Consider the following 23,453-nt stretch of genomic DNA (forward strand, 5'->3'; position numbering starts at 1 on the left):
CAGCGCCGCATTATACGCGCTCCAGTTTGTCGTGCGATACTTTGGTGAGGCTGGCTTGGGCATAGCCGCCCCCTAAAGCACTCGATTCACCTGAGGAATCCCCCAGGCGCAATTTCGCAACAAAGCCGTGCGCAGGCGTCCTATCTAGCGACTTTATGCGAAGAAGCGGGTGTGGAACTGCCAACCGGAGATCTGACGAAAGCAGATGCATCGCGTCAGATCGATGAGATGAAAGCGAAGCTTGGGCGCGCCTGACGGACTTATGGTTCGAACCATTTGCGATGTTTCATGTCGGAAATCGCACCACATGATCTAATTTTGATGGAGGGGGCCGAGCCTGCCACAGCGTCACGTCCAATCCACCCAAACTGATGTCGATCAGACAGATTTTCCAACAGACTATTGGACCCATCCGACATTCAGGCGTTGTCCGCTCATACCGGGACGCAGCCTCCGAAAGATCGGACTGCTCCCGCGTGGACATCATGAGAATGGCTGGAGAATGCCCATGACGATGGCGACAGACGATGCCCCGCCGACGACATCGAAATTGAAAGAAGAACGCGCAAACGGAATCGCGGCCGTGACCCAGTCCAAGGGTGACGATCTGATCGGGCGCTCGGTCACGATCAACCGCCCTCGTGACGAACTCTTCGCCTATTGGCGCGATTTTTCCAATTTGCCGTCGTTCATGGACAATGTCGAACACATCGACATCCTGTCCGCCACGACGTCGCATTGGGTGGTGAAGGCGCCGGCTGGACGCACTGTGGAATGGGACGCGAAAATTACGGAGGAAAAAGCCGGCGAATTGATCGCCTGGACCTCTGGCGAAGGCTCCGATGTCCCCAATAGCGGCCGCATCGAATTTCGCGATGCAGGCGCGCGTGGCACCATCGTTACGGCAACCATCGCCTATGATCCGCCTGCGGGCATGGTGGGTAAGGTGATCGCCAAGCTCTTCCAGCGCGAACCCGCCATCCAGGCACGACGCGATCTGCGCCGTTTCAAACAATTGATGGAAACGGGAGAGGTCGCGACTGCGGCCTGGACTCGAAAGCAACGTGACGAGGAGACAGACTGATGCGCGCGCTCACATGGCACGGCAAGCATGACGTCCGCGTCGATACGGTCGACGATCCGGAAATCCTCAACCCGCGCGATGCGATCATCAAGATCACATCGACAGCGATCTGCGGGTCCGACCTGCATCTCTATGACGGTTATATCCCGACCATGCAGGCCGGCGACATACTGGGCCATGAGTTCATGGGCGAAGTCGTCGAAACCGGTCCCAGATCCACCTTGCAAAAGGGACAGCGGGTCGTGGTGCCCTTCACCATCGCCTGCGGCAGCTGTTATCACTGCGGCAAGCACCAATATTCCGCGTGCGACAATGGCAATCCGGCCGACAATCAGGACATCGGCCAGGAAATGTACGGCCAGCCCATGTCGGGCTTGTTCGGCTACAGCCACCTGACCGGCGGCTATGCAGGCGGCCAGGCCGAATATGTGCGCGTGCCGTTCAGCGACGTGGGGCCGATCGTGGTGCCTGACGGACTGGACGACGACGAAGTGCTGTTCCTGTCGGACATCCTGCCCACCGGATGGCAGGCGGCGGAGAATGCGGACATCGAGCCGGGCGATACGGTGGCGGTATGGGGCTGTGGTCCGGTCGGGCTTTTCGCCGTTCAGTCGGCTTTCCTGATGGGCGCGCACCGTGTTATCGCGATCGACCATTTTCCGCATCGGCTGGAACTGGCGAAAAAATTCGGCGCGGAGACGATCAATTTCGAGGAATCCAAAACCTACGAAGCGTTGATGGAGATGACCGGCGGCATCGGGCCTGATGCGGTGATCGATGCGGTGGGTTTGGAAGCCCATGGCTTCTTTGTCGACAATGTGGTCGATCAGATCAAGGCATCGCTTTTCCTGGGGACCGATCGCACCCATTCTATCCGGCAGGCGATCCACGCCTGTCGCAAGGGCGGGCGGGTGTCGATGCCAGCCGTCTACGGCGGCTTCGTGGACAAGTTTCCTTTGGGCGCCTTCATGGAAAAGGGGCTGACCCTCAAGACCGGACAGACGAGCGTCCAGCATTATATGCCCGCCCTGCTCAATGCGATTCTGGAGGGCAAGATCGATACGACCTTCCTGATCTCGCATCGGATGGGCCTGGAAGATGCGCCTAAGGGCTACAAGATGTTCCACGACAACCAGAATGAAGTGACCAAGATCGTGCTGAAGCCCGGTCTTACCGCCGCCGCGCAATAGGAGAGACAGACATGGCCAATAAATTCGCGATTGTCACCGGCGCCTCCACCGGCATCGGCTTCGAACTTGCCTCCATCGCTGCGGAAAATGGGTATGACCTGCTAGTCGTGGCCGACGAACCGCTGATCAACGCCGCTGCGCAGGATTTCAAGCAGCATGATGTCGAGGTTATTGCGGTCGAGGCCGATCTTGCGACATTGCAAGGCGTGGATACGCTTCTCGCCGCGGCTAACGGCCGACAAGTGGATTTGCTATGCGCCAACGCCGGGCGCGGCCTTGGCCACGGTTTTCTCGATCAGGACGTTGCCGACTGGCGGCGCGTGGTGGACACAAACATCACCGGCACGCTGTATCTGCTGCAAAAGGTTCTGAAGGCAATGGTGGCGCGTGACGACGGCAAAGTGTTGATCACCGGATCGATCGCAGGCTTCATTCCGGGTAGCTTCCAGGCCGTCTATAACGGTAGCAAGGCCTTCGTCGACAGCTTTGCCGATGCGATCCGTAATGAGATCAAGGACAGCAAGGGCGTCACCATCACGACCCTGATGCCAGGGCCGGTCGAGACGGAATTTTTCGATCGCGCCGACATGCTCGACACCAGCGTCGGATCATCCGACAGCAAGAGCGATCCTGCCGCCGTCGCGCGCGATGGTTGGAATGCGCTGATGAAGGGTGATGCCCATATCGTGTCCGGGTGGAAGAACAAGGTACAGGCGGCCGTAGCGCATGTAACGCCTTCGGCGATCCTGGCGGAACAGCATCGTGAAATGGCGGAACCTGGGTCGGCCGACGAAGGCTAGAACGCCCCGTGCAAACCTATCGGTTTTGCTCGGTAGAGGAGTGGAATGAGAAGTTGCGCTCCTCTTCCGTCCAAGGAAATCGATCTACCACATCATCGAATTTGCCAAGATGGGCAGACGGAATTAAAGAGAGGCTGGTCATCCCCACCTTTGCTCGCATACTGCTCTAGAAGAGATCTCTGATCGATGGGGCCTGCAAACGTCGAATGGTGGTAGCCCGCCTTTGCACCACCGCATCGAAACAAGGTATTTCGGTGGATTGCCGCCACAACCGGACGTTCCGCAGCGAGGACACAAAAATCCGCGTCTAAATGTCGTATTAGGGTCGGCGGCAGCCTGATTTAGCTATGAGCAAAACCTTGGTAGCCGCCAGCGCATGAGAACCGTTGTTCCGGCAGCCCGGAGGATAGGTCAGATTGTCACGGCCAAAGCAAAACTCCCATGACCGATTGCTGTCTATGAATTAAGTAGAGATTGCTTGAAAGGGCTGCGGTTGGTCGCCGTGCCCAATGACAACATCAGCATCAGACTCGCGGCTTTTGATGGGATGCAGCTTGCTCCGCGATACCAACGGCTAAAGCGCACGGTGCCAGGGCGTCCACGCCAGGGATCGTGTTCCCCCCTTCCAATATGGGGTTGAAACGATGCGCTCTTACCAACTTTCCACCTAAACCGTAGCGCGGCGATCTGTCGCTCCCTGGGGCCATTCGCCAACGTCTTTTCACAAGGCGTACCGGTACCGTTCAACCGGCACTGGCAGCGCTCGGCTGCCTGTATCGTCCAGGCTGCCGAGCGCGCAGGGGCGTGCCTCATAGGCCGCCAGCGTCGGCAGCGCGATCATCAGCAATGACGGCCACATCCGCGTCCCGCCCCATCCGGCGAGCGGGTTGTAACAAGAAAAATCAGGGACAAGACATGACATCCATTTCCACTCGCTCGCGGCATTTCGGGCTGCATTACGCCATGCTGGCGAGCGCTGCTCTGGTTACGATATCGGCGCAGGACGCGTTGGCCCAGTCCGTGTTGCCGGTTGAAGCCGCTGCCGCAGAGGAAGACGCAGCGGCAATCACGGTCACGGCCCGCCGTCGCGACGAAAGCGCGCAGGACGTGCCAATCGCGCTAAGTGTGGTCGGCGCGGAGCAACTCGCCGCGACCGGCAATTTCTCGCTCGGCCAGACCCAGCAACTGGTACCCAGCCTCCAGATTTTCAGCTATAATCCGCGCAATACCAACATCAATATTCGCGGCCTCGGCAGCAACGTCTCGCTCACCAATGACGGGCTGGAAAATGGCGTCGGCGTCTATGTCGACAATGTCTATTATGGGCGTGTTGGCCAATCGCAGTTCGATCTGGTGGACTTGCAGCAGATCGAAATCCTTCGCGGGCCGCAGGGCACGCTGTTCGGCAAGAACACCACGGCGGGTGCGATCAACATCTCCACCCGCCCGCCCAGTTTCGAGCCGGAGTTTTCAGGTGAAGCGACGCTGGGCGACTATGGCTATCATCAGCTGCGCGGATCGCTGTCCGGTCCGTTGATCGGGGACCGGCTCGCCGCGCGGATCAGCATCGCCGACACCCATCGCGATGGTTTCATCGACAATGTCCGCACAGGGAGAAAGGCCTCCGACTACGATAATTTCAGCGTGCGCGGGCAGTTGCTGGCCACCCCCAGCGAGACGCTGTCGATCAAGCTGATCAGCGATTTTTCCAAGCAGACGCTCAATTGCTGCGTCAACCTGCTCGTCGGCAGCTACAGCGAATATGACAATGGCGCCGCGCTGCCGAATAACTTTGAGCAGCGCGTGGCACGGGCGGGCTACACCCCGCTGCCTTTCGATCCCTTCGCGCGCAAGACCGACGCCAATTCTCATTATCAGGCCAATATGCGCGGCTATGGCGCATCGGGCCAGATCGATTGGGATCTGGGCGGGGTCGCGCTGACATCGGTCACCGCTTATCGCTGGTGGGATTGGGACCCGGCAAACGACAGCGACGCCATCGGCCTGTCGGTGCTGACCAAAGCGCAGCAGGCCAATCGCCAGCGCCAGTTCAGTCAGGAATTGCGGCTTGCCTCCACTGGCGAACGCGCCGTCGATTATGTCGCAGGTCTCTATTATTTCTGGCAGACCGTGCGCGGCTATGGGGCGACCACTTTCGGGGTCGACGCGCCGCTCTATAATCTGCCCGGCGTTGCCGCCAATGTCCGGGATGCGGCCATCGGCAATTATGGCGTCGAAAGCTATTCGGAGCCAACCACGAAAAGCTACGCCGCCTTCGGCCAGCTGACCTGGAACGCCAGCGATGCGTTCAAGATAACGGCGGGCCTGCGCTACACTTATGAAAAGAAGGCGGGCGTCTTCGAACAGCATGTCGTGTCCGGCGCAGACCTCTCTACGCTGTCCGCCAGCGAACGCGCGACAGCCCAGGCGTTGCGTAATCAGTTCGGTCCGGTCGCATCCTTTACGACCGCGTTCGACGACGCCAATGTCTCCGGCCTGCTCAACCTCTCCTACAAGGTCGCGGCGGACGCCCTGCTTTACGCAACCTATTCGCGCGGCGGCAAATCGGGTGGGCTTAACCTGTCGGTGATCCCGGCCGGCGTGGATGCCAATGTGAAGCCCGAAACGGTCAATCATTTCGAGTTGGGCGCCAAAACGCAGTTTCTGGACCGTAAGGCCACGCTCAATCTGGCGGGCTATTGGACCGAAATCACCGATTATCAAACCGCGATCACCGAGCAAGTCGCAAACACGGTATCCTACCGACAATATATCGCCAATGCGGGCAAGGTGCGCTCACGCGGGTTCGAAGCGGACCTTGTCTATGCACCAACCCGCCTGATTAGCCTGTCAGCATCGGCCGCTTATGTCGATGCGACCTATCTGGATTACCGGAACGCACAGCAGGCGGTCGAAAATCTGAACCTGGGATCGTTGCAGGATCTGTCCGGTGCGCGGCTGGCAGGCGTGCCGAAATTCACCTGGACGCTGGGCGCGGACATGGCGCAACCGATCGGGAACTGGGGCAGCCGGGGGATTGAACTCTATGCCCATGGCGATTTTTCGCACCGCTCGTCGATCTACACCGCCGTCAGCAACAGCCGCTACTCGCTGGCACCGGGCTACGGCCTGCTCAACGCGCGCGTCGGCCTGCGATCCGATGACGGGATCTGGGACTTGTCCGTCTGGGCACGCAACCTGACCGACAAAAGTTATTTCGTCACGCTCAGCCCGGCCAACACCGGCCTGATCACCGGCCAAGTAGGCGATCCCCGAACGGTCGGCATCACCCTTCGCACGAAAATATGAGGTCCAGTCATGGCCACGCTTTTTCCCCCCCCCATGCTGCAACCGATCCAGCCCGACCGGGCATCGGATCGTGACCGGCCGCGCGAACTTAATGGCGTGCGCCTGGCCGGTTTCGCATCGCTGGCAGTGCCCATCTATGCCGCGCAAATGCCGCTGACAGTCTACCTGCCCGCCATTTACGCGCAGCAGTTCGGCCTGTCGCTGGCGGTGATCGGCACGATCTTCCTGGCCGAACGGCTGTGGGGGGCGCTGGCCGATCCGTTGATCGGCAGCCTGAGCGATCGCACCCGCAGTCGCTTTGGTCGCCGCCGTCCGTGGATCGCGGCGGGAGCGCTGGTGTTCGGAATCGCCGCGATCGCCCTGTTCTTCCCGTTTCTCGCGGTCACGCCCCTCTATCTCGCGGCGGCGCTGTTCATCCTCTATCTCGGCTGGTCTATGATCCAGATCCCCTATCTCGCCTGGTCGGGCGAGATTTCGGGGCAATATCATGAGCGAACGCGGGTCGTGACCTATCAGGCGGTTGCAGGATCGGCGGCGCTGCTGCTGGTGCTGGTTTTGCCCACGATCATCGATCAGTGGCAGCCGCACAATGGTATGCTGAAACTTTGTGCCATGGGCACGGTCGTTCTGACCAGCCTCGTCATCGCGCTGCCACTCGTGCTGCGCGCCTTTCCCGAAGCCCCGGCACCGTTACAGCCCCCGGTGCGCCTGTCCTTCGCACATGCCGCCGCCGTGGTGTTCAGCGACAGGCTGCTCCTGCGCGTGCTCGCGTCCGACCTGGCAGTGACGGCGGGCCAAGGTATTCGCAGTGTGCTCATCGTCTTTTTCGTCACTTTCTACATGGGGCTGCCGCAATGGGCGAGCGGGCTGTTCCTGCTGCAATTCATCTTCGGCATCGCGGCCGGGCCTATCTGGGCGCAGATCGGCTACCGCATCGGCAAGCATCGCGCGGCGGTGACGGGAGAAATGGTTCAGGTCGCGATCAACCTTGGTCTGTTGTTGGTCACGCCCGATGCGCTTCCCCTCCTGCTGGGCCTAGCCATTGCCCAGGGGTTTGCGCAAGGATCAGGCAATCTCATGCTCCGTTCCATGGTGGCCGACGTTGCCGACCGGCACCGGCTGGAAACCGGGCATGATCGCACCGCGCTGTTCTTCTCCGCCTTCAGCCTGTCGGTAAAAGCGGGGACAGCGATCGCCATCGGCATCGCCCTGCCGCTGGTCGCCTGGTTCGGCTTCGATCCAAAGGGCGCAAACAGTCCGGAGGCGCTGAATGGCTTGCTGTTGGTATTCGCCCTCGGCCCGGCGATCGCTCATGCTTTGTCTGCTGCGCTGATCCACGGCTTCCCGCTGGATGAAGCGACCCACGCGGACGTTCGCGAAACACTGGCCCGGCGCGACGCCGCGCTGGTGCCGGCGGAATAGGGCGGGACGTCATGGCGCATCAGACCGATCCACCGCTCCCCCGAACCAGGATCACCCCCCAAAATTATCAGGAGATTTGACATGACCAACCTTCTTGCCAGTTTCATCAATGCCGCAGACCCCACCAGCCCGCTCGACATCGCGCCTGTCGCAGGCCGCATCGGCGCGGAGGTGCGCGGCATCGCCTTGTCCGGCGATCTGGATGGCGGCACGATCGCCGCGATCCGCACCGCGCTTTCCCGGCACAAAGTGCTGTTCTTCCGCGATCAGACGGAACTGGACGATGGCCGTCACGAAGCCTTTGCCGGGCTGTTGGGCGAACCGGTCGCGCACCCCACCGTGCCTGTGGCGGACGGATCCCATTACCTGCTCGAACTGGATTCCAAGGAGGGCTATGCTGCATCCAGCTGGCACACCGATGTCACCTTCGTCGATGCCTATCCCGCCGCATCGATCCTGCGCGCCATCACCATCCCGGCGGCGGGCGGCGATACGCTCTGGGCCAATGGGGCCAGCGCCTATGAAGGGTTGCCCGAAGCACTCAAGACGTTGGTCGATGGCCTGTGGGCCGTTCATAGCAACAAATATGATTATGCCGCTGCGCTCAGCATCAAGGACGCCAAGCGGGCAGAGGAATATAGTCGCGTCTTCGCCTCGACCGTTTATGAAACCGAGCATCCGGTTGTGCGCGTTCATCCCGAAACTGGCGAGCGGTCCCTGCTGCTTGGGCACTTCGTCAAGAATTTCGTGGGGCTGAACTCGGCGGATTCGCAGCGACTCTTCGCCATCCTGCAGGATCATATCACCCTGCCGGAAAACACCGTCCGCTGGCGCTGGCGGGCGGGCGACGTCGCAATCTGGGACAATCGAGCCACACAGCATCGCGCTATCGCCGATTTCGGCCTGCAACGCCGCACGCTCCGCCGAGCCACCATCGCTGGCGATGTGCCGATCGCGATCGACGGCCGCCACAGCCGCACGATCAAGCAGGAAGTCCAGCCGGTGCTGGAAGCTGCCGAATAAGCCGGTTCTCCCCCGAACCCAAACCGGCCGAACTGGGCTGCGCCGTCCTTCTGGGGCGGCGCGGCTCCCTTTTCGTGAAAGACCATGCCTGATGCCTAAAATTCCCCGTTTGCTGGGGCTCGCGATTGCCCTTGCCACCAGTGTCGCAACCCTTCCTACGCAGGCGGCGCCGGACAAGCGCCCCAATTTCCTCGTCATCGTCGCCGATGATCTTGGCTATTCCGATCTGGGCGCCTTTGGCGGAGAGATCGCGACGCCCAATCTAGATGCACTGGCGCTGTCAGGCCTGCGCCTGACCGACTGGCACACCGCGCCAACCTGTTCGCCCACACGCTCCATGCTGCTATCAGGCACGGACAATCATCGCGCGGGGCTGGCCACGATGGCCGAACTGGTCGCCCCCAATCAGAAGGGCAAGCCCGGTCACGAAGGCTATCTCAGCCCCAAGGTTGCGTCGCTTGCCGAATTGCTGTCCGCCAATGGCTATCGCACCCTGCAATCGGGCAAATGGCATCTGGGTCTCACACCCCAACAGGATCCAAGCGCACGCGGTTTCCAGCATAGCTTCGTAATGTTACAAGGGGCGCATAATCATTTCGGCACGGACCTGACGACCGATCCGTCCAAGCCCGGTGCTACCTATCGCGAGAATGGGCAGACCCTGAGCGCGCTCCCCGCCGACTTCTATTCGTCCGATAGCTTCACGACCAAGCTGATTGACCAGTTGCGCACCACCGCCATTGGCAAAGACGGGCAGAAGCCCTTTTTCGCCTATCTCACCTTCACCGCCCCACACTGGCCATTGCAAGCCCGCCAATCGGACATCGCCCGATATAAGGGTCGCTATGACGCAGGGTTCGAGGCTTTGCGGGCCGCGCGGCTAAAACGACAGGCTGAACTCGGCCTTATCGATCCGAATAAGCCAGCGCATGATCCTACTTATAATACGCGCTGGAACCAACTGACCTCTGCGCAGCAGCAGGTCGCCGCGCGCGATATGGAAATCTACGCCGCGATGATCGATCGGCTCGACCAGAATGTGGGCCGTGTGATTGCCGAACTTAAGCGCCAGGGTGTCTACGACAATACCGTCATCCTGTTCACCGCCGACAATGGAGCGGAAGGAATGGATTTGGAAACGACCCAGCTCAAAGGTATGAAAGAAAGGCTGGCCACGTCCGACAATAATTTGGCCAATCGTGGCAATGCGAACTCCTACATCGCCTATGGCCCAGCCTGGGCGCAGGCGGCCACAGCGCCATCTTGGCTATACAAGGCTTATGCAACAGAAGGCGGAACGCGCGCCGTCGCATTCATCCACTATCCCCGCGCGCAAAAGCAGGCGAGTATCGCGCCCATCTTCGGATCGGTCATGGACGTGGCACCAACATTCCTCGACCTCGCGGGGATCGCTGATCCCAAAGGCCAGTTTGCAGGACGCACGGTCGAGCCGATCCGCGGCAAAAGCTGGGCCGACTATCTGTCTGGCAAAGCGGACCGCGTCTATGCGGCAAACGACGCCGTAGGCACGGAATTGTTTGGATCGCGCGCGATCCGCCAGGGCGACTGGAAGATTACGGATGTCGGTGATGGCCAATGGCATCTTTTCAACCTGTCCGATGATCCCGGCGAAACCCATGACCTGAGTAGGGAACAGCCTGACCGGCTGGCGCATCTGATCGCACAATGGGACGCCTATGCAACCGACGTTGGTGTGATCTTGCCTGACCAGCGGATCTATGCACCATGATCCGCTTGGTTGTGTCTATCGCGTTGTTGCTGGCGGCAGGGCCGATATCGACAGGGCCGACGCTGAGCGCTGTCGGCCCGAGGGAGCGCTGTCCTGTGCCGCCCAACGATCAGCTATGGGTGCCGGGCGGCACCGCCCGTTTCGGTAGCGACCAAGCCTATGCGGACGAAGGCCCCTCTTACACTGCTAGGGTCAGGGGTTTCTGGATCGACCGGCATGAAGTGACCAATGCCCAATATGCTGCCTTCGTCCACGCCACGGGCCATGTCACGCGCGCCGAGAAGGATGGTGGCTCGGCCGTATTCGATCCGCCCGGCCCATTGGACCGCCCCACATCGCCCGACCAATGGTGGCGCTACGTGAAAGGTGCGAACTGGCGTCATCCTGAAGGGCCAGGTAGCGGGCTGCGCGGTCGCGACCGTTGGCCGGTTGTCCATATCGCTTATGATGATGCGCTGGCTTATGCCCAGTGGACCGGGCGATCCTTGCCCAACGAGGAGCAGTTCGAATATGCCGCGCGCGCTGGCGGGGCCGAAAGTCTCGATCAGCCCCCGCCCGATGCCGCCAATAGCTGGCAAGGTACGTTTCCGATCAGTAATGACGGCACGGACGGCCATAGTCGCTTGGCTCCGGTCGGATGCTATAAGGCCAATGCCTATGGGCTCAACGATATGATCGGCAACGTGTGGGAATGGACAGGAAGCTGGTATCAGCCAGGACATCAGCCGATGCGCGCAGGATGGGGCACACCGGGCAATCCCAGCTTCGACCCCAGCCAGCCTGATGCTCGGACGCGTGTAATAAAAGGCGGATCGTTCCTGTGCGCGCCCAATTATTGCGCCCGCTACCGCCCCTCCGCACGCCACGGTCAGGATGAGACGCTAGGTGCATCGCATCTTGGCTTTCGGACTGTCAGCCTGAAATGAGGAGCGTGTTTCGCGCAATTTCCATATTCTCCAATTTCCATATCCTCATGTTAGACCGAGATTGACAGCAGCGTGGCAGCCAATGGCTGCGCAGCTAGCAATACGGATGCTAGCTGTCTGGAACGGCGGAAATACGAAGGATCGGGAAGCGCCGAACCTATCCGATTAGCGTTCCTCTTGTGGCCATCATGGTCATAGGAGAAGTGTCATGGGATTATCGGAATTTGATCCCGCCGCTCACGAAAGAATTTCGTGGAACGCGGGGCGTAAAATCGGAGCAAAGCGAGCGCTTAAACCTCGACAGATTTGGGCGGTCCGTTTTTTTCTTGATCAACACAGGCGGGTCCGTGACAGGGCCCTCTTCGATCTCGCCATCGACAGCAAACTGCGCGGCTGTGACCTCGTTAAAATCAGGATCAGCGATCTCGTATGCGATCGGAAAATTCGTCTGAGAGCGACCGTGGTTCAGCAAAAGACTGGCCGACCGGTGCAGTTTGAATTGATGGACGATGCCCGCGCAAGTCTGCTTACATGGCTCGAGCTGCGCGGCGGCGCTTTGCAAGACTATGTTTTTCCGAGCCGAAATGACCACTTGAACCATATCAGCACTCGGCAATATGCTCGCCTCGTTGACGAATGGGTGACAGGCATCGGCTTACCAAGCGAAGATTATGGAACGCATTCGTTGAGGCGTACCAAAGCGTCAATCATATACAAGGCCACAGGTAACCTTCGCGCTGTTCAGATCTTGCTTGGACATACGAAGATAGAGAGCACGGTGAGATATCTTGGCGTGGATGTCGAAGATGCACTGACCCTTGCAGAAGGCACAGAAATATAACAGTTCCCGGCCCCTCGCTTAAATGAGGGGCCGACCGACATCATGAGCAAGGTCTTACAGCGAAAAAGCAGACCGTCTGCACTTAGGAACTGAAATCTTGCCATTCAGTGGCCGCTAAGGGTCGGCTGCCGCCGGAATGCCAAGAGGTCCACACCTCGACGGCGAAAATTGGTCGCTGAGTGATCATTAGGGTCGCTTTGGGCTCAAACGGGCGCTGAAACGTTAACCGAATGGGGCGGATTTTTCCAAACGCCGCCATGACGATCGCCGCCGTCGACCGCCTCGTCCATCATGCCACCATCCTTGAGTTCAACGCCGGGAGCTATCGCCGCCGGACCGCCGCCAAAAACGCCGAGCTCATGCCGTAATTGTCGCGGATTATGTCGCAGGGTAATTGTCGTCGACAGTTGCCGTCGCGCCAGCATCGCGTCATGCTATTCTCATGTTCGAACCCAACGACATCATCGTCCAAGCCGATATCCATATTGTCGATATCCAGCCTGTCATCAGCCGCCGGTTCGAGCTCCCTGGCACCCTCAACCTGGCTCAACTCCATGAGGTAATACAGGCCTCATTCGAATGGACCGACAGCCACCTTCATCAGTTTGATATTGGTGGTCTGACCTACGGTGCACCCGAGTTCGATGAAGGTGATTGGTCCGATCGGCGAACCTTTGAAGCGAGCGATGTACGTCTGTGCGATTTCGCCGCTTATGGCCCCGCGCCGATAATCATCTTCTACGAATATGATTTCGGAGACAGCTGGGTGCACGCCATCGAACTAACCCGCAAAACCAAGGAACCAGGCGTCAAATATCCACGCTGCGTCGCTGGATCCCGCCGCGCCCCGCCTGAAGACGTTGGAGGGCCTTCGGGCTATTTCGACTTCCTCGAAGCCTGGCACGATACGCGCCATGACGAACATAAAGATATGCGCCGATGGGCCGGACGGTCGTTCCACCCTGAACGCTTCGACCTCGACGCCAACAACAAGGCCATCACCAAGGCAATCCGACGCTCAAAAGGTAGCTATCGCTTCCGCTTCGAACCCTGAATTTCCGGGCATCTCATTTGTGGTCAACCGGCTATCGAATTGGTCGTTGCACAGACAATCGCGCACCCGGCGATTGCAGTCAGCTTGGCCTTGTCGTTTCGACCGCCGAGCCGGTCAACGGCAGCGGTAACGATGTCGCGCTTTATGCCGCGCATCGCCGCATCCGCGCCGGCGCCGCTGGCTGTCGCGGTATCCGCGTCGATGCCCGCCAGAAGGTGCGTCACGCAGGCGGCGGCGGCGGTGTTGCCAATGCCCGTCTCGCCTGCGATCAGCAGCCGATGGCCAGCATCAATGGCGACCTGCGCTTCTGCCGCGCCTAGCGCCCGGGCCATGTCGAACTGCTCTACGGTCATCGCCGGAGCCTGGCTGAGGTCCGCCGTCCCGGGGGCAACGGGTTGCGCAACGAAATGACTGAGCTAGGGCTTGCGCGGGGACTGGATCATCCCCGCATCGACCACCCGCACATCGACGTCGTGCGCGTTGGCCAGCGCGGTGCTGCTCGCCTTGCCACTCAGGATCAGCTCGACGATCGCCGTTGCCACCGACGAGGGCCGGGGCGTCACCCCTTGAGCAATGTTCCGTGGTCGGTAGCAAACAGGATAACGCGGCGTGGCCGGGTGGCCGGGGTAAGCGACTAGCCTGCCACCTCCAGTTCCACCGCCCGCGCTTCCAATTGCCCAAGGCTTCCCATCGGCTTGGCCAAGGCATCAAGCTTAGCCTGAACGTCACAGCGAGTGATCATCAGCGTTCCAGCCGTGTTGTTGCCGGAGGTAACCGGTCCTGCCAGCCATGCCGAACCAGTTCCGGCGTGTCGGTCTCGCGCTCTGGGTAGCCCAAGCACAGCAGCGCGATGAAGCGCCAGTGTTCGGGCACATCCAGGAGTGCGTTGATGCTGTGCGGATCGATGATCGACACCCAACCCAGGCCAACTCCGTTCGCGCGGGCAGCCAGCCATACGGTGTGCACCGCCGTCACCACCGACCAGCACAAAGTCTCGGGCATCGTAACGCGGCCAAGCCCCTGGCCAGCTTCGCCCTGCTCATCGCAGAACACCGCGACGATTTCGGGCGCTTCGCGCAGGCCGTGGAGCTTCAGGCCGTCGTACAGCGCCTTGCGCTCCCCTGAATACTGCTCGCCAGCAGCATGTTTGTGCCCATCGACCTGAACGGCCAGCGCCTCGCGCCGCTCGGGCGAGAGGATGCGCACGAATCGCCAGGGCTGGGCATTGCCCACTGACGGGCCGCGGCATGCGGCTTCGATCAGCGTGTCGAGCAATCCTTCAGGCAAGGCGCGTGTCTGAAAGTGCCGCACATCCCGCCGCCATGCCAGCAGTTTGTCCAGTTGGTCGCGGAAGGCCGGGCCGAATGTCGGCTCAGTCATGGCTATGCCGCGCAATGGCAAGCAAGCGATCAATGTCGACATAGTTTTCGAGCGAGGCGGCCAGCGCATCGAGGGCCTGATCGACGCGATGGTCCTGCGCGACGCCATCACCCTGCGCGCCTAGCCGCGCGAGCCACGCACCGCGCTGGGCAGGGTGATCGAACAGCCGGTGGATATAGCATCCAGCGATCCGGCCGTCGGGGCTGACCGCGCCATCATGTTCTCCGCTGTCCAACCGCAGCAACGGCTGAACCTGAGGGAGCGCGCGGGTCTGGCCGACATGGATTTCATAGCCTGTAAACGGCTGATCATCGCGCAGGCTGGTGCCGGTCACATCGACCACGCGCTTGTCCGCGGTCAGCCGGGTGGCGACGGGCAGATAGCCCAATCCAGCCACGGTTTCCGGCGCGCCTTCCACGCCATCGGGGTCTTCGATCGCCTGCCCCAGCATCTGGTATCCGCCGCAGATGCCCAGCAGCGCACCTCCGCGCCGGACATGCGCGGCGATATCGATATCCCAGCCCTGCGCGCGCAGGAATGCAAGGTCGGCGATCGTCGCCTTGGTCCCCGGCAAAATGATCAGCGCCGCATCGCCGGGCAGGGGCTGGCCCGGCGGCACCATCGTCAGCCGCACGCCCGGTTCGTGCGCTAGCGGATCGAAATCGTCGAAATTGGCTATCCGTGACAGCATCGGTACTGCAATGGTGATCGCGCCATCGGTGGCGGCTGCCGCATCCAGTACCACCGCGTCTTCGGCCGGCAGCTGCCGGGCGGCCGCGAGCCATGGGATGACGCCAAGTCCCGACCAGCCGGTGCGCTGTTCGATCTGCGCATAACCATCGTCGAACAGCCGCACATCACCGCGAAACTTGTTGATCACGAACCCGTGGATCATCGCGGCGTCGGCCTCGTCGATCACCGCCTTGGTGCCGACGATTGATGCGATCACGCCGCCCCGGTCGATATCGCCGACCAGCACCACCGGAACCCCTGCCGCGCGGGCAAAGCCCATATTGGCGATGTCGCCAGCGCGCAGGTTAATCTCCGCCGGGCTGCCTGCACCTTCGACAATGACCATATCCGCTCCGGCTCGCAGCCGGTCCCAGGATTGCATCACCGCCGACAGCAGCTCGCCCTTGCGGTGCTGATAATCTGCTGCGCCCAGTGTGCCGATGACCTTACCGTGCACCACCACCTGCGCGCCGGTGTCTGACTGCGGCTTGATCAGCACCGGGTTCATGTCGATGCTGGGTACGGCGCGGCACGCCATGGCTTGCAAGGCCTGCGCCCGGCCGATTTCGCCGCATTGCGCCACCGCCGCGTTGTTCGACATATTCTGCGGCTTGAACGGAACGACCTTCAGCCCGCGATTGGCGAGCAACCGGTACAGGCCCGCGACCAGCACCGATTTGCCGACGTCCGAGCCTGTTCCCTGCAACATCACAGCAGCCATGCAAGCGCTCCTAAACTGGCCCACATCAAAAGGCACGCCCGGCGATAGACCCACAACGCGCGCTGCAGATCGCCAGCATGAGGCGCAGAACCATCGCCCAGCCAAGCGCGGTCAGCCGGTTCGCCGTCATAGCATACTGGCCCACCCAGTTTGCGCCGTAAAACGCCCGCCATCGCAGCCTCCGGCCAGCCGCCATTGGGTGAAGCATGAAATGGGGCATCGCGCAGCATGATGCGCCAACCGCCCCATCCTGCAAGGCAAATGAGCAGCCCGGATATCCGCGCTGGAATGAAGTTCACGACGTCATCGGTGCGCGCCGCTGCGCAGCCGAAATGCAGATAACGCGTATCGCGGTGCCCGATCATCGAATCAGCGGTGTTCACGGCCTTGCAGATCATCAGGCCTGGCAGCCCGGCTATGAGAAACCAGAATGCGGGCGCGACCACGCCATCGCAGAAGCTTTCCGCCAGACTCTCGGTGGCGGCAACCGCGATGCCACTTTCATCCAGCCCGCCGGTATCGCGGCCCACGATCCGGGCGACCGCGATGCGCGCCGCCCCCACGTCTCCCTGCATCAGGGGCCGGGAGACGGCACGGACATGATCGTCCAGGCTGCGCTGCGCCATGCCCGTGGTTGCGACCGCGATAATCAGCACCAGCGCGATACTGCCTGAAGCCCAATATTCGATCAGCCAAGCGGCCGTGCCGACACCGCCTGCGACCACCATCAGCAGCGTCAGCCCCATGGCCCGGCGGCGCAGCACGCTACCCGCGTTCCAGCGCTGTTCCAGCTTAGCGATTGCGGCACCGATCCACATCACCGGATGGCCGATCACCGCCAACATAACAGCGGGGTAACCGATAGCAGCCTCCCCGATCAGGGCCAGCAGCAACTGATCGGGCCGCGCGAGCATCTTTTAACGTACCATCGGAGTGGTCACGATGAACCGCAGGCCGTCCGGGGTCGTGCCGATATGCGAGGATACTCCATAGGTCGTTGCGATACTCTGCGGGGTCAGCACGTCTTCGAGCGCGCCCTGCGCGACGATGCGGCCATCGCACATCAGCAGCACCTCGTCCGCCACCCGGATCGCGTGGTTGAGATCGTGCAGCACGACGATCACCCCTGCGCCGCTGCGCGCGACATCGCGCAGGCACTCAAGTGTATCGAGCTGGTGCGCAGGGTCGAGATTGGCCAGCGGTTCATCGGCCAGCAGCCATTGCGGTTCGCCCGCCAGCACGCGCGCCAGCAATACCCGGGCGCGCTCGCCCCCCGACAGGGCGGTCATCGGACGGGCAGCAAACTGTGCGACATCGGTCGCGGCCATGGCGCTTGCCACGGCGATGCGATCCGCCTTGGTCTCGCCCCATCGAGTACGGTGCGGATAGCGTCCCAGCGCCACAAGTGTTGCGACATCCACATCCCAATGGACATCGGCACCTTGCGGCAGCAGGCCGATCTGCCTGGCCAGATCGCGCAGACCCAGCGTGGCGCGCGGACGACCACCGATCATTACACGGCCCTCATCGGGCGTGTGCAGCCCGGCAAGGCACGAAAGCAAAGTGGATTTGCCCGCACCATTCGGCCCCAGCACCGCCGTCACCTGTCCGGGCTTAAACGCGGCGCTGACTGCATCGAGCACGGTGCGCCCGCTCAGCCTGAGCGAAATACCTTCGGCTTTCAGCACGCTCATGCCAGCCCTCGGCGCATGCGCAGCAGAAGGAACAGGAAGAACGGCCCGCCCAGCATCGACATCGCAATCCCCAACCGCAATTCGCTGACCGTCGGCATAGCGCGTACCAAACAGTCTGCCACCAGCAACAGCAAGGCGCCCGCCAGTGCGGACGGCAGCAGCACCGCCGAGGGTCGGTTGCCTACAAAGGGCCGGACAAGATGCGGCACGATCAGGCCGATAAAGCCGATGATGCCTGCCGTCGCAACAGATGCGCCGACACACAGGGCCACCCCGATGACGATCAGCAACTGCAACCGCAGCGGGTCGACGCCCATCGACCGGGCAGCGGATTCGCCCAGCGTCAGTGCGTCAAGCGTACGGCCCGTGAAGGCCAGCAGCACGCACCCCAGCGCCAGCAGCGGCAGCGCCAGCATCACATCGTCCCAGCTGCGGTCGGTAAGCGCGCCCATCAGCCAGGTGACGATTTGCGATGTCGCAAATGGCGTGGGTGCTAGGCTGATCGCAAGCGCGGTCATCGATCCCGCCACACTGGAAAGGATGACGCCTGCCAGCGTGAACAGGATGACGCTGCCCGACCGGCCGACAAGCAGTGCCAGGATGGTCATGGTCACTGCCGCTCCGGTCAACGCAAAGGCAGGCAGCAACCAGGGTGCTGCAGCATAACCGAAATATAGCGAGATCACCGCGCCCAGCGCCGCGCCCGACGACACGCCGAACAATCCGGGATCGGCCAACGGATTGCGCAGATAGCCCTGCATTGCCGCACCCGAAAGGCCAAGCGCCGCACCGACCATCGCCGCCAGCACCGTGCGCGGCAGACGAAGCTCGGCAATGATCGGCCAGCGCGGATCGCCCACAGACCAGGCATCCAGCGGGATCCACACCTTGCCTGCCAGCAGGGACAGCACAAAGGCGGCAGCGATGCCCACAAGCAACGCAAGATTGAGGCTTAGCGCCCGGTTCACAGTGCCCCCCTTATGCTGGCCAGATGTGCAACCGCATCGATGATCGTAGGCCCGCCGCAATGCAGCAGCCGCTCAGGGTAACCGCGCACCGCGATCTTCCGGGTCAGCCCCGCCAGCACCGGATGGCCGAGCATCCGGTCGCTGCGATCCTGTGCGCCAACCGACAGAAGCACGCGCGGCGGACGCGCAACGAGATGCTCAAGCGGCAGCACATCCCAGCGCTTCAGGCCATAATTCGCGCTCATGTTGCGATAGCCGGTCACGCGGAGCAACTCGCTGGCGAGCGTGCCTTCGCCGGGCACCAGTCCGCCGCCTTGCCAGATCAGCGCGCCGGGGGCCGTGCTGCGGGCCGCGTCGCTTGCGGGCGTTGCCGCGCGCACTGCGTTGTCGATCCGGGACACGAGCGCCTCGCCGCGTGCGGGCTGGTTGATCGCGGCTGCAATCGTGCGAACCTGTGCGATGCTTTCGGCAACGCTCTCGGGCACACTGATCTGGACCAGCGGAATACGCATGCGGTGCAATGCGGATATCGTCGAAGGGGCGACATGGGCACCGGCGATCACAAGGTCAGGCGCCAGCGCCACGACCTCCTCGGCTGTCCCAGATGTCGCCGCAAAGCGCCGCGCCTGATCGAGGGGGATCGAGGTTGCGCGCTCATCCTGCGAATAATGGCTGATCGCTGCAATCTGCTGCGGTTGGGCAATCTGCATCAGCACCGCATCGACGCACGGGTTGATCGATGCAACGCGGGGCAGGGCCGATGGCTCGGACGACGGGCGCTCCACCAAGCGGTCAGCGGCCTGCGATGAGCACCCCGCGACCAAAAGGCCAAGCGCAAAGGCGGCTGCGCGCATCAATACTCGACGCCCTTCTGCGCCTTGAACCCGGCCCTGAATGGATGCTTGACCTCTTCGAACTCGGTAACCAGATCGGCTATCTCGATCAGCTCTGGCTTGGCGTTCCGTCCGGTGATGCAGATGTGCTTGGTCAGCGGGCGGTCCTTCAGAAAGGCAACAATCTCGTCGATCGGCAGAATATCCTGCCGCAGGGCGATATTGAGTTCATCCAGGATGATGAAATCATAGGCAGGGTCAAGAATGAGCTCCTTCGACCGCTTCCACGCAGCACGCGCTGCTTCGATGTCGCGAGCTCGGTCTTGCGTGTCCCAGGTAAAGCCTTCACCCATCACCTCAAATGTCAGCAAATCGGGATTGGCATGAAAGAAGTTCTTCTCGCCCGTCTCCCACGCACCTTTGACATACTGGACGATACCGACCTTCATTCCCCAGCCCAACGAGCGGATGGCCATGCCGAAGGCGGAAGACGATTTGCCCTTGCCGCTGCCGGTGTGGACGATCAGCAATCCGAGCTCCAGCGTGCGGCGTGCCTGCATTCGCTCGCGTGCGACCTGTACCCGCTTCATGCGGGCGTTGTGGCGGGCAAAGTCTTCTGGCGTCTCGGTCATTGCGTGCTCCCTGTGGTCTTCCAAGCGGCATTCCATGTGGCCAGCGCATCATCCAGCCTGGTCCAGTCGCTGTCTTCGCGCGGCAATCCGATCCGCAGCCAGCCCGGCGCATAATCAAACGGGCGAGTCAGAATGCCAGCCAGCGCCAGATGCACGAACAGCGCGTCGCGGCGCTCCGCTGAAATCAGAATGAAAAAGGCGGTTCGGCCGACGATCTCGATGTCATGGTCGCAAAGCATCTGCGCGAGACGCTGCGATGCTTCGTGCAGTCGCATCCGTTGGTCCCTATGCCAAGCCGTATCGCGGCAGGCGGCAAGGCCCGTCGCCAGAGCCGGGCCGGATATCGGCCAGTCGCCGATCAGTGTGCGCAGCCGTTCGCCAATTTGCGGCGGTGCGATAACAAAGCCCAATCGCAATCCGGCCAGCCCGAAGAACTTGCCGAAAGATCGCAGCACGATCAGTCCCGGCCAATCGCAGCTGGCCAGGCTGTCGTGCGGGTCGGCATCAGCAAACGCCTCATCGACGATCAGATATCCGCCACGCTCCGCCAACAGCGCCGCCGCTGCGTGCAACTGCATGGAATCGGAAACCAGTCCATCGGGATTGTTGGGCCGGGCGAGCACTAACGCATCGTGCGTCTTCGCCATTGCCAGCAGCGCATCGGCGGTGCACTCGGTGGCAGCGCTTTCGCCCCACATTGTCAGATGACCGGAATAGCCCGGGCGCACCACAGCGGATGACTTGTTGCCCAGATGTCCGCCCAGCATCGCGCCCAGCAACCGCAGCGCCAGATCGCTACCCGGCACCGCCACCAAGCGCGTCGCATCGACACCGAAGAATGCGGCAGCGGCAGTTTCCAACGCAGATAAGTCAAGCGGATCGGGCAGGCGCTCCACGGTGCCCGCAACATATCCAACCGGATAGGGCCAGGGCGCAATGCCGGTGGACAGATCGGTCCACCGGGCAACCTGCGGAAACGCACCGCGCGCAATGTCGATACGTCCGCCGTGTCGGGCGAAATCATTGATCAAGGCGCGCGCTGCGGCCTTCATCAGTAGCGCAACCGCACACCGGCATAGCCCGCCCGGTCCGGCGAGCCATAACGGAACACCGTCTCGTAACGTTCGTCGAAGAGGTTTTCGACCCGGCCATAAATGTCGATCCGGTCGGTCAGCGGGAACGAGGCGCGCAGATCCGCCAGCACATAGCCTTCAACCTTGCGGCTGTTGTTGGCATTGTCGAAGTTCGACCCGACATGGGTGAGAGTGACGCCGGTCTCCAACCCGAAACCCCAGCGATAGTCGATCAGCGCGGTGACGCTGTGCTGCGGACGCCGTACCAGTTGCCGCCCGAAGTTGACATTGCCAGGCGACCGGTTGGTGGCATCTGTATAGGTATAGTTCGCCTGCAGCCGCAGCGCATCGACCGGCTGCATCGTCAGGCCGATTTCAACGCCTTTAGCCCGCGCCTTCGAGACGTTGTCATACGTGCCCGAAGGCCGTCCAGCGCAGATGCCGGTGCGTGGCAGCGGGCAGGATATGAAGATGATGAGATCGTCTGAGTCGCGCCGGAAGTAGGTGGCACTGGCCTGCAACCGCCCGTTGACGAGATTCTGGGTGACCCCGGCGTCCCAGCCCTTCGAGCTTTCCGGCTGAAGCAGCTGATTGCCGAAGTCGCTTTGCAGCTGGAACAGCGACGGTGCCTTGAACCCCTCGGCATAGCTGGCGCGCACTGTCGTGCCGGTCTGGCTCACCGTGTAAACGCCGCTCGCCCCAAAGGTGGTGGCTCCGCCAAAGCGGTTGTGGTCATCATGCCGAACGCCGCCGGTCAGGGTCAGGCCCGTCACCGGTGTCGCCACGATCTGCCCGTAAGCGCTGTCGATCCGGGCCCGTCCGATGGAAGGACGCGCACCAAAACTGCTGCTGGAAAAGCGCGATGTTTCTCGTTCCAGTCCGCCCGTCAGCTGCCAGCCTTCTGCGATATTGAACATGCCCTGATATTCGATACGTTCGTTGCGGCCATTGCCGACAAAGGTCTCGGCAGGCAGGCCGACAAGGCTGATGTTGCGGCGACGTGTGTCGGTGTACGCATAGCCCAGCCGGTTACGGAAACGACCGTCGAACAACGCGGCGTTAACTCCGGTATAGCCGACGATTTCGCGGGTGCGCGATTCCTCGTTCACATCACCAAATGCAAAGGTCGGTGGAGGGAAGCCATCGATATTCACCCGGCCTTCAGAATACCAGCCGCGCGCATCGACCGACAACCAGTCGCTCAGCGCCAGATTGAAATTACCGTTGGCACCGTAATTTTCGTAGCCATCCTTTTCGATGCCGCCGCGCGCTTCGCTGAATGAGGAGATGCCATCGGTGCGGAAGTATCCTGCGCCCATACTGGCAGAAAGCGGACCGGCCTTTCCGGCAATGCTGCCTACCAGCTGTCCAGTATCGCGATAGCCATATTCACCGCGTACGTTGACTGTAAGGGCGTCCGTCGGCTGGCGAGTGATCATGTTGATGACCCCGCCGATCGCTTGGCTGCCCCAGAGCACCGACGATGGTCCGCGCAAAACCTCGATTCGCTCGATGTTGCCGATCAGCAGATTCGCGAAGTTGAAGCCGCCCCCCGGCGACGAAGGGTCGTTGAGCTTGATGCCATCGACCAGTGCCACGGTCTGATCGCTCTCTGCACCGCGAATGAACACCGATGTGGATGTCCCGACGCCGCCGTTGCGCGTGATGCTGACACCCGGCACGGTTCGCAGGATATCGGCGACGGTCTGGGTCTGCCGCCGCTCGATTTCGGCCGAATCGATCACCGTGATGGATTGGCCGACCCTTTCGACGGGCTGGGCGCTGCGGTTGGCGGTGACGACGATGATCGGTCCGTGCGGCGACATAGTGCGGACATCATCCTGCGCGTGCGCAATGAAGGTGCCGCAAAGCCCGAGAGCTGCGGTGGCAACGGTCACATTTAAGAATAGATTTTGCATGTGTATCCCCTGTCAAACAACATGGGGCTGCTCGCACCAATGGCACGACAGAGCGTTCGCTGGCTTGTCACCCGCGCGCGCCACCCCCAATCGATGTCGTCA

22 protein-coding genes and 2 pseudogenes are annotated in these 23,453 nt (G+C 61.6%); 12 read left to right on the plus strand and 12 right to left on the minus strand.

Annotated features, from left to right (window positions below; genetic code table 11):
- Positions 1-111 precede the first annotated feature (111 nt).
- The 4 genes from SxD43FB_RS19610 to SxD43FB_RS19625 all read left to right on the plus strand — a co-directional run bounded on the left by SxD43FB_RS19610 (position 112) and on the right by SxD43FB_RS19625 (position 3,074).
- A complete protein-coding gene (locus SxD43FB_RS19610) occupies positions 112-255 on the plus strand; it encodes a DUF3072 domain-containing protein (protein ID WP_343228858.1) in 144 nt (47 codons plus the stop codon).
- A 253-nt stretch (positions 256-508) separates the two neighbouring features.
- Complete coding sequence (locus tag SxD43FB_RS19615) at positions 509-1,084, plus strand: SRPBCC family protein (RefSeq protein WP_096063623.1); 576 nt, start codon at positions 509-511, stop codon at positions 1,082-1,084.
- The gene (locus SxD43FB_RS19620) at positions 1,084-2,274 is read left to right on the plus strand and encodes a zinc-dependent alcohol dehydrogenase (protein WP_096063624.1); all 1,191 of its coding nucleotides are present in this window, start codon (positions 1,084-1,086) and stop codon (positions 2,272-2,274) included. Before SxD43FB_RS19615 ends, SxD43FB_RS19620 begins: the two co-directional genes overlap by 1 nt.
- An 11-nt stretch (positions 2,275-2,285) precedes the next feature.
- Complete coding sequence (locus SxD43FB_RS19625) at positions 2,286-3,074, plus strand: SDR family NAD(P)-dependent oxidoreductase (protein WP_096063625.1); 789 nt, start codon at positions 2,286-2,288, stop codon at positions 3,072-3,074.
- Positions 3,075-3,795: 721 nt separating this feature from the next.
- Here the strand turns inward: SxD43FB_RS19625 and SxD43FB_RS25365 are convergent.
- Positions 3,796-3,933, minus strand: a complete 138-nt coding sequence (locus SxD43FB_RS25365; protein WP_176482854.1) for a hypothetical protein — start codon at positions 3,931-3,933, stop codon at positions 3,796-3,798.
- A gap of 56 nt (positions 3,934-3,989) precedes the next feature.
- On the opposite strand from SxD43FB_RS25365, the gene SxD43FB_RS19630 reads away from it, so the two are divergent.
- From SxD43FB_RS19630 to SxD43FB_RS19665, 8 genes and pseudogenes are all read left to right on the plus strand, one after another.
- Entirely contained in the window at positions 3,990-6,383 is a 2,394-nt protein-coding gene (locus SxD43FB_RS19630; protein WP_096063626.1) for a TonB-dependent receptor, read from the plus strand.
- Positions 6,384-6,392: 9 nt separating this feature from the next.
- Positions 6,393-7,805, plus strand: a complete 1,413-nt coding sequence (locus SxD43FB_RS19635) for an MFS transporter (protein WP_096063627.1) — start codon at positions 6,393-6,395, stop codon at positions 7,803-7,805.
- Between the two features lie 81 nt (positions 7,806-7,886).
- Positions 7,887-8,828 (plus strand): TauD/TfdA family dioxygenase, encoded by a 942-nt coding sequence (locus SxD43FB_RS19640; protein ID WP_096063628.1) that lies wholly within the window; start codon positions 7,887-7,889, stop codon positions 8,826-8,828.
- A 91-nt stretch (positions 8,829-8,919) separates the two neighbouring features.
- The gene (locus SxD43FB_RS19645; protein ID WP_096063629.1) at positions 8,920-10,578 is read left to right on the plus strand and encodes an arylsulfatase; all 1,659 of its coding nucleotides are present in this window, start codon (positions 8,920-8,922) and stop codon (positions 10,576-10,578) included.
- A complete protein-coding gene (locus tag SxD43FB_RS19650) occupies positions 10,575-11,504 on the plus strand; it encodes a formylglycine-generating enzyme family protein (protein ID WP_096063630.1) in 930 nt (309 codons plus the stop codon). The genes SxD43FB_RS19645 and SxD43FB_RS19650 overlap by 4 nt, the downstream gene beginning before the upstream one ends.
- Before the next feature lie 208 nt (positions 11,505-11,712).
- Entirely contained in the window at positions 11,713-12,345 is a 633-nt protein-coding gene (locus tag SxD43FB_RS19655; RefSeq protein WP_096063631.1) for a tyrosine-type recombinase/integrase, read from the plus strand.
- A 239-nt stretch (positions 12,346-12,584) separates the two neighbouring features.
- Positions 12,585-12,713, plus strand: a pseudogene (locus SxD43FB_RS26040) (ATP-binding protein); the annotation flags it as partial.
- Between the two features lie 74 nt (positions 12,714-12,787).
- Positions 12,788-13,399 (plus strand): plasmid pRiA4b ORF-3 family protein, encoded by a 612-nt coding sequence (locus SxD43FB_RS19665; protein WP_096063632.1) that lies wholly within the window; start codon positions 12,788-12,790, stop codon positions 13,397-13,399.
- A gap of 23 nt (positions 13,400-13,422) precedes the next feature.
- On the opposite strand, the pseudogene SxD43FB_RS26045 reads toward SxD43FB_RS19665, so the two are convergent.
- The 11 genes and pseudogenes from SxD43FB_RS26045 to SxD43FB_RS19715 form a co-directional block, all read right to left on the minus strand.
- Positions 13,423-13,962, minus strand: a pseudogene (locus SxD43FB_RS26045) (nicotinate-nucleotide--dimethylbenzimidazole phosphoribosyltransferase).
- A 71-nt stretch (positions 13,963-14,033) separates the two neighbouring features.
- A complete protein-coding gene (locus SxD43FB_RS25580) occupies positions 14,034-14,141 on the minus strand; it encodes a nicotinate-nucleotide--dimethylbenzimidazole phosphoribosyltransferase (protein ID WP_217988814.1) in 108 nt (35 codons plus the stop codon).
- Positions 14,141-14,779 (minus strand): 5,6-dimethylbenzimidazole synthase, encoded by a 639-nt coding sequence (bluB, locus tag SxD43FB_RS19675; RefSeq protein WP_096063634.1) that lies wholly within the window; start codon positions 14,777-14,779, stop codon positions 14,141-14,143. Before bluB ends, SxD43FB_RS25580 begins: the two co-directional genes overlap by 1 nt.
- Entirely contained in the window at positions 14,772-16,232 is a 1,461-nt protein-coding gene (locus SxD43FB_RS19680; protein ID WP_096063635.1) for a cobyric acid synthase, read from the minus strand. The genes bluB and SxD43FB_RS19680 overlap by 8 nt, the downstream gene beginning before the upstream one ends.
- Entirely contained in the window at positions 16,220-17,146 is a 927-nt protein-coding gene (gene cbiB, locus SxD43FB_RS19685; RefSeq protein WP_096063636.1) for an adenosylcobinamide-phosphate synthase CbiB, read from the minus strand. The genes SxD43FB_RS19680 and cbiB overlap by 13 nt, the downstream gene beginning before the upstream one ends.
- Before the next feature lie 3 nt (positions 17,147-17,149).
- Positions 17,150-17,926, minus strand: coding sequence for an ABC transporter ATP-binding protein (locus tag SxD43FB_RS19690; protein WP_096063637.1), 777 nt, complete (start codon positions 17,924-17,926; stop codon positions 17,150-17,152).
- Positions 17,923-18,894 (minus strand): iron ABC transporter permease, encoded by a 972-nt coding sequence (locus SxD43FB_RS19695; RefSeq protein ID WP_096063638.1) that lies wholly within the window; start codon positions 18,892-18,894, stop codon positions 17,923-17,925. Before SxD43FB_RS19695 ends, SxD43FB_RS19690 begins: the two co-directional genes overlap by 4 nt.
- Positions 18,891-19,748, minus strand: coding sequence for an ABC transporter substrate-binding protein (locus SxD43FB_RS19700; protein WP_255245817.1), 858 nt, complete (start codon positions 19,746-19,748; stop codon positions 18,891-18,893). The genes SxD43FB_RS19695 and SxD43FB_RS19700 overlap by 4 nt, the downstream gene beginning before the upstream one ends.
- A complete protein-coding gene (gene cobO, locus SxD43FB_RS19705; RefSeq protein WP_096063640.1) occupies positions 19,748-20,359 on the minus strand; it encodes a cob(I)yrinic acid a,c-diamide adenosyltransferase in 612 nt (203 codons plus the stop codon). Before cobO ends, SxD43FB_RS19700 begins: the two co-directional genes overlap by 1 nt.
- Positions 20,356-21,411, minus strand: coding sequence for a threonine-phosphate decarboxylase (locus SxD43FB_RS19710; protein WP_096063641.1), 1,056 nt, complete (start codon positions 21,409-21,411; stop codon positions 20,356-20,358). The genes cobO and SxD43FB_RS19710 overlap by 4 nt, the downstream gene beginning before the upstream one ends.
- A complete protein-coding gene (locus SxD43FB_RS19715; RefSeq protein ID WP_096063642.1) occupies positions 21,411-23,351 on the minus strand; it encodes a TonB-dependent receptor in 1,941 nt (646 codons plus the stop codon). Before SxD43FB_RS19715 ends, SxD43FB_RS19710 begins: the two co-directional genes overlap by 1 nt.
- Between the last annotated feature and the right edge of the window lie 102 nt (positions 23,352-23,453).

It is taken from the genome of Sphingobium sp. D43FB, assembly GCF_002312805.1.
In the GTDB taxonomy this organism is placed as follows: Bacteria; Pseudomonadota; Alphaproteobacteria; order Sphingomonadales; family Sphingomonadaceae; genus Sphingobium.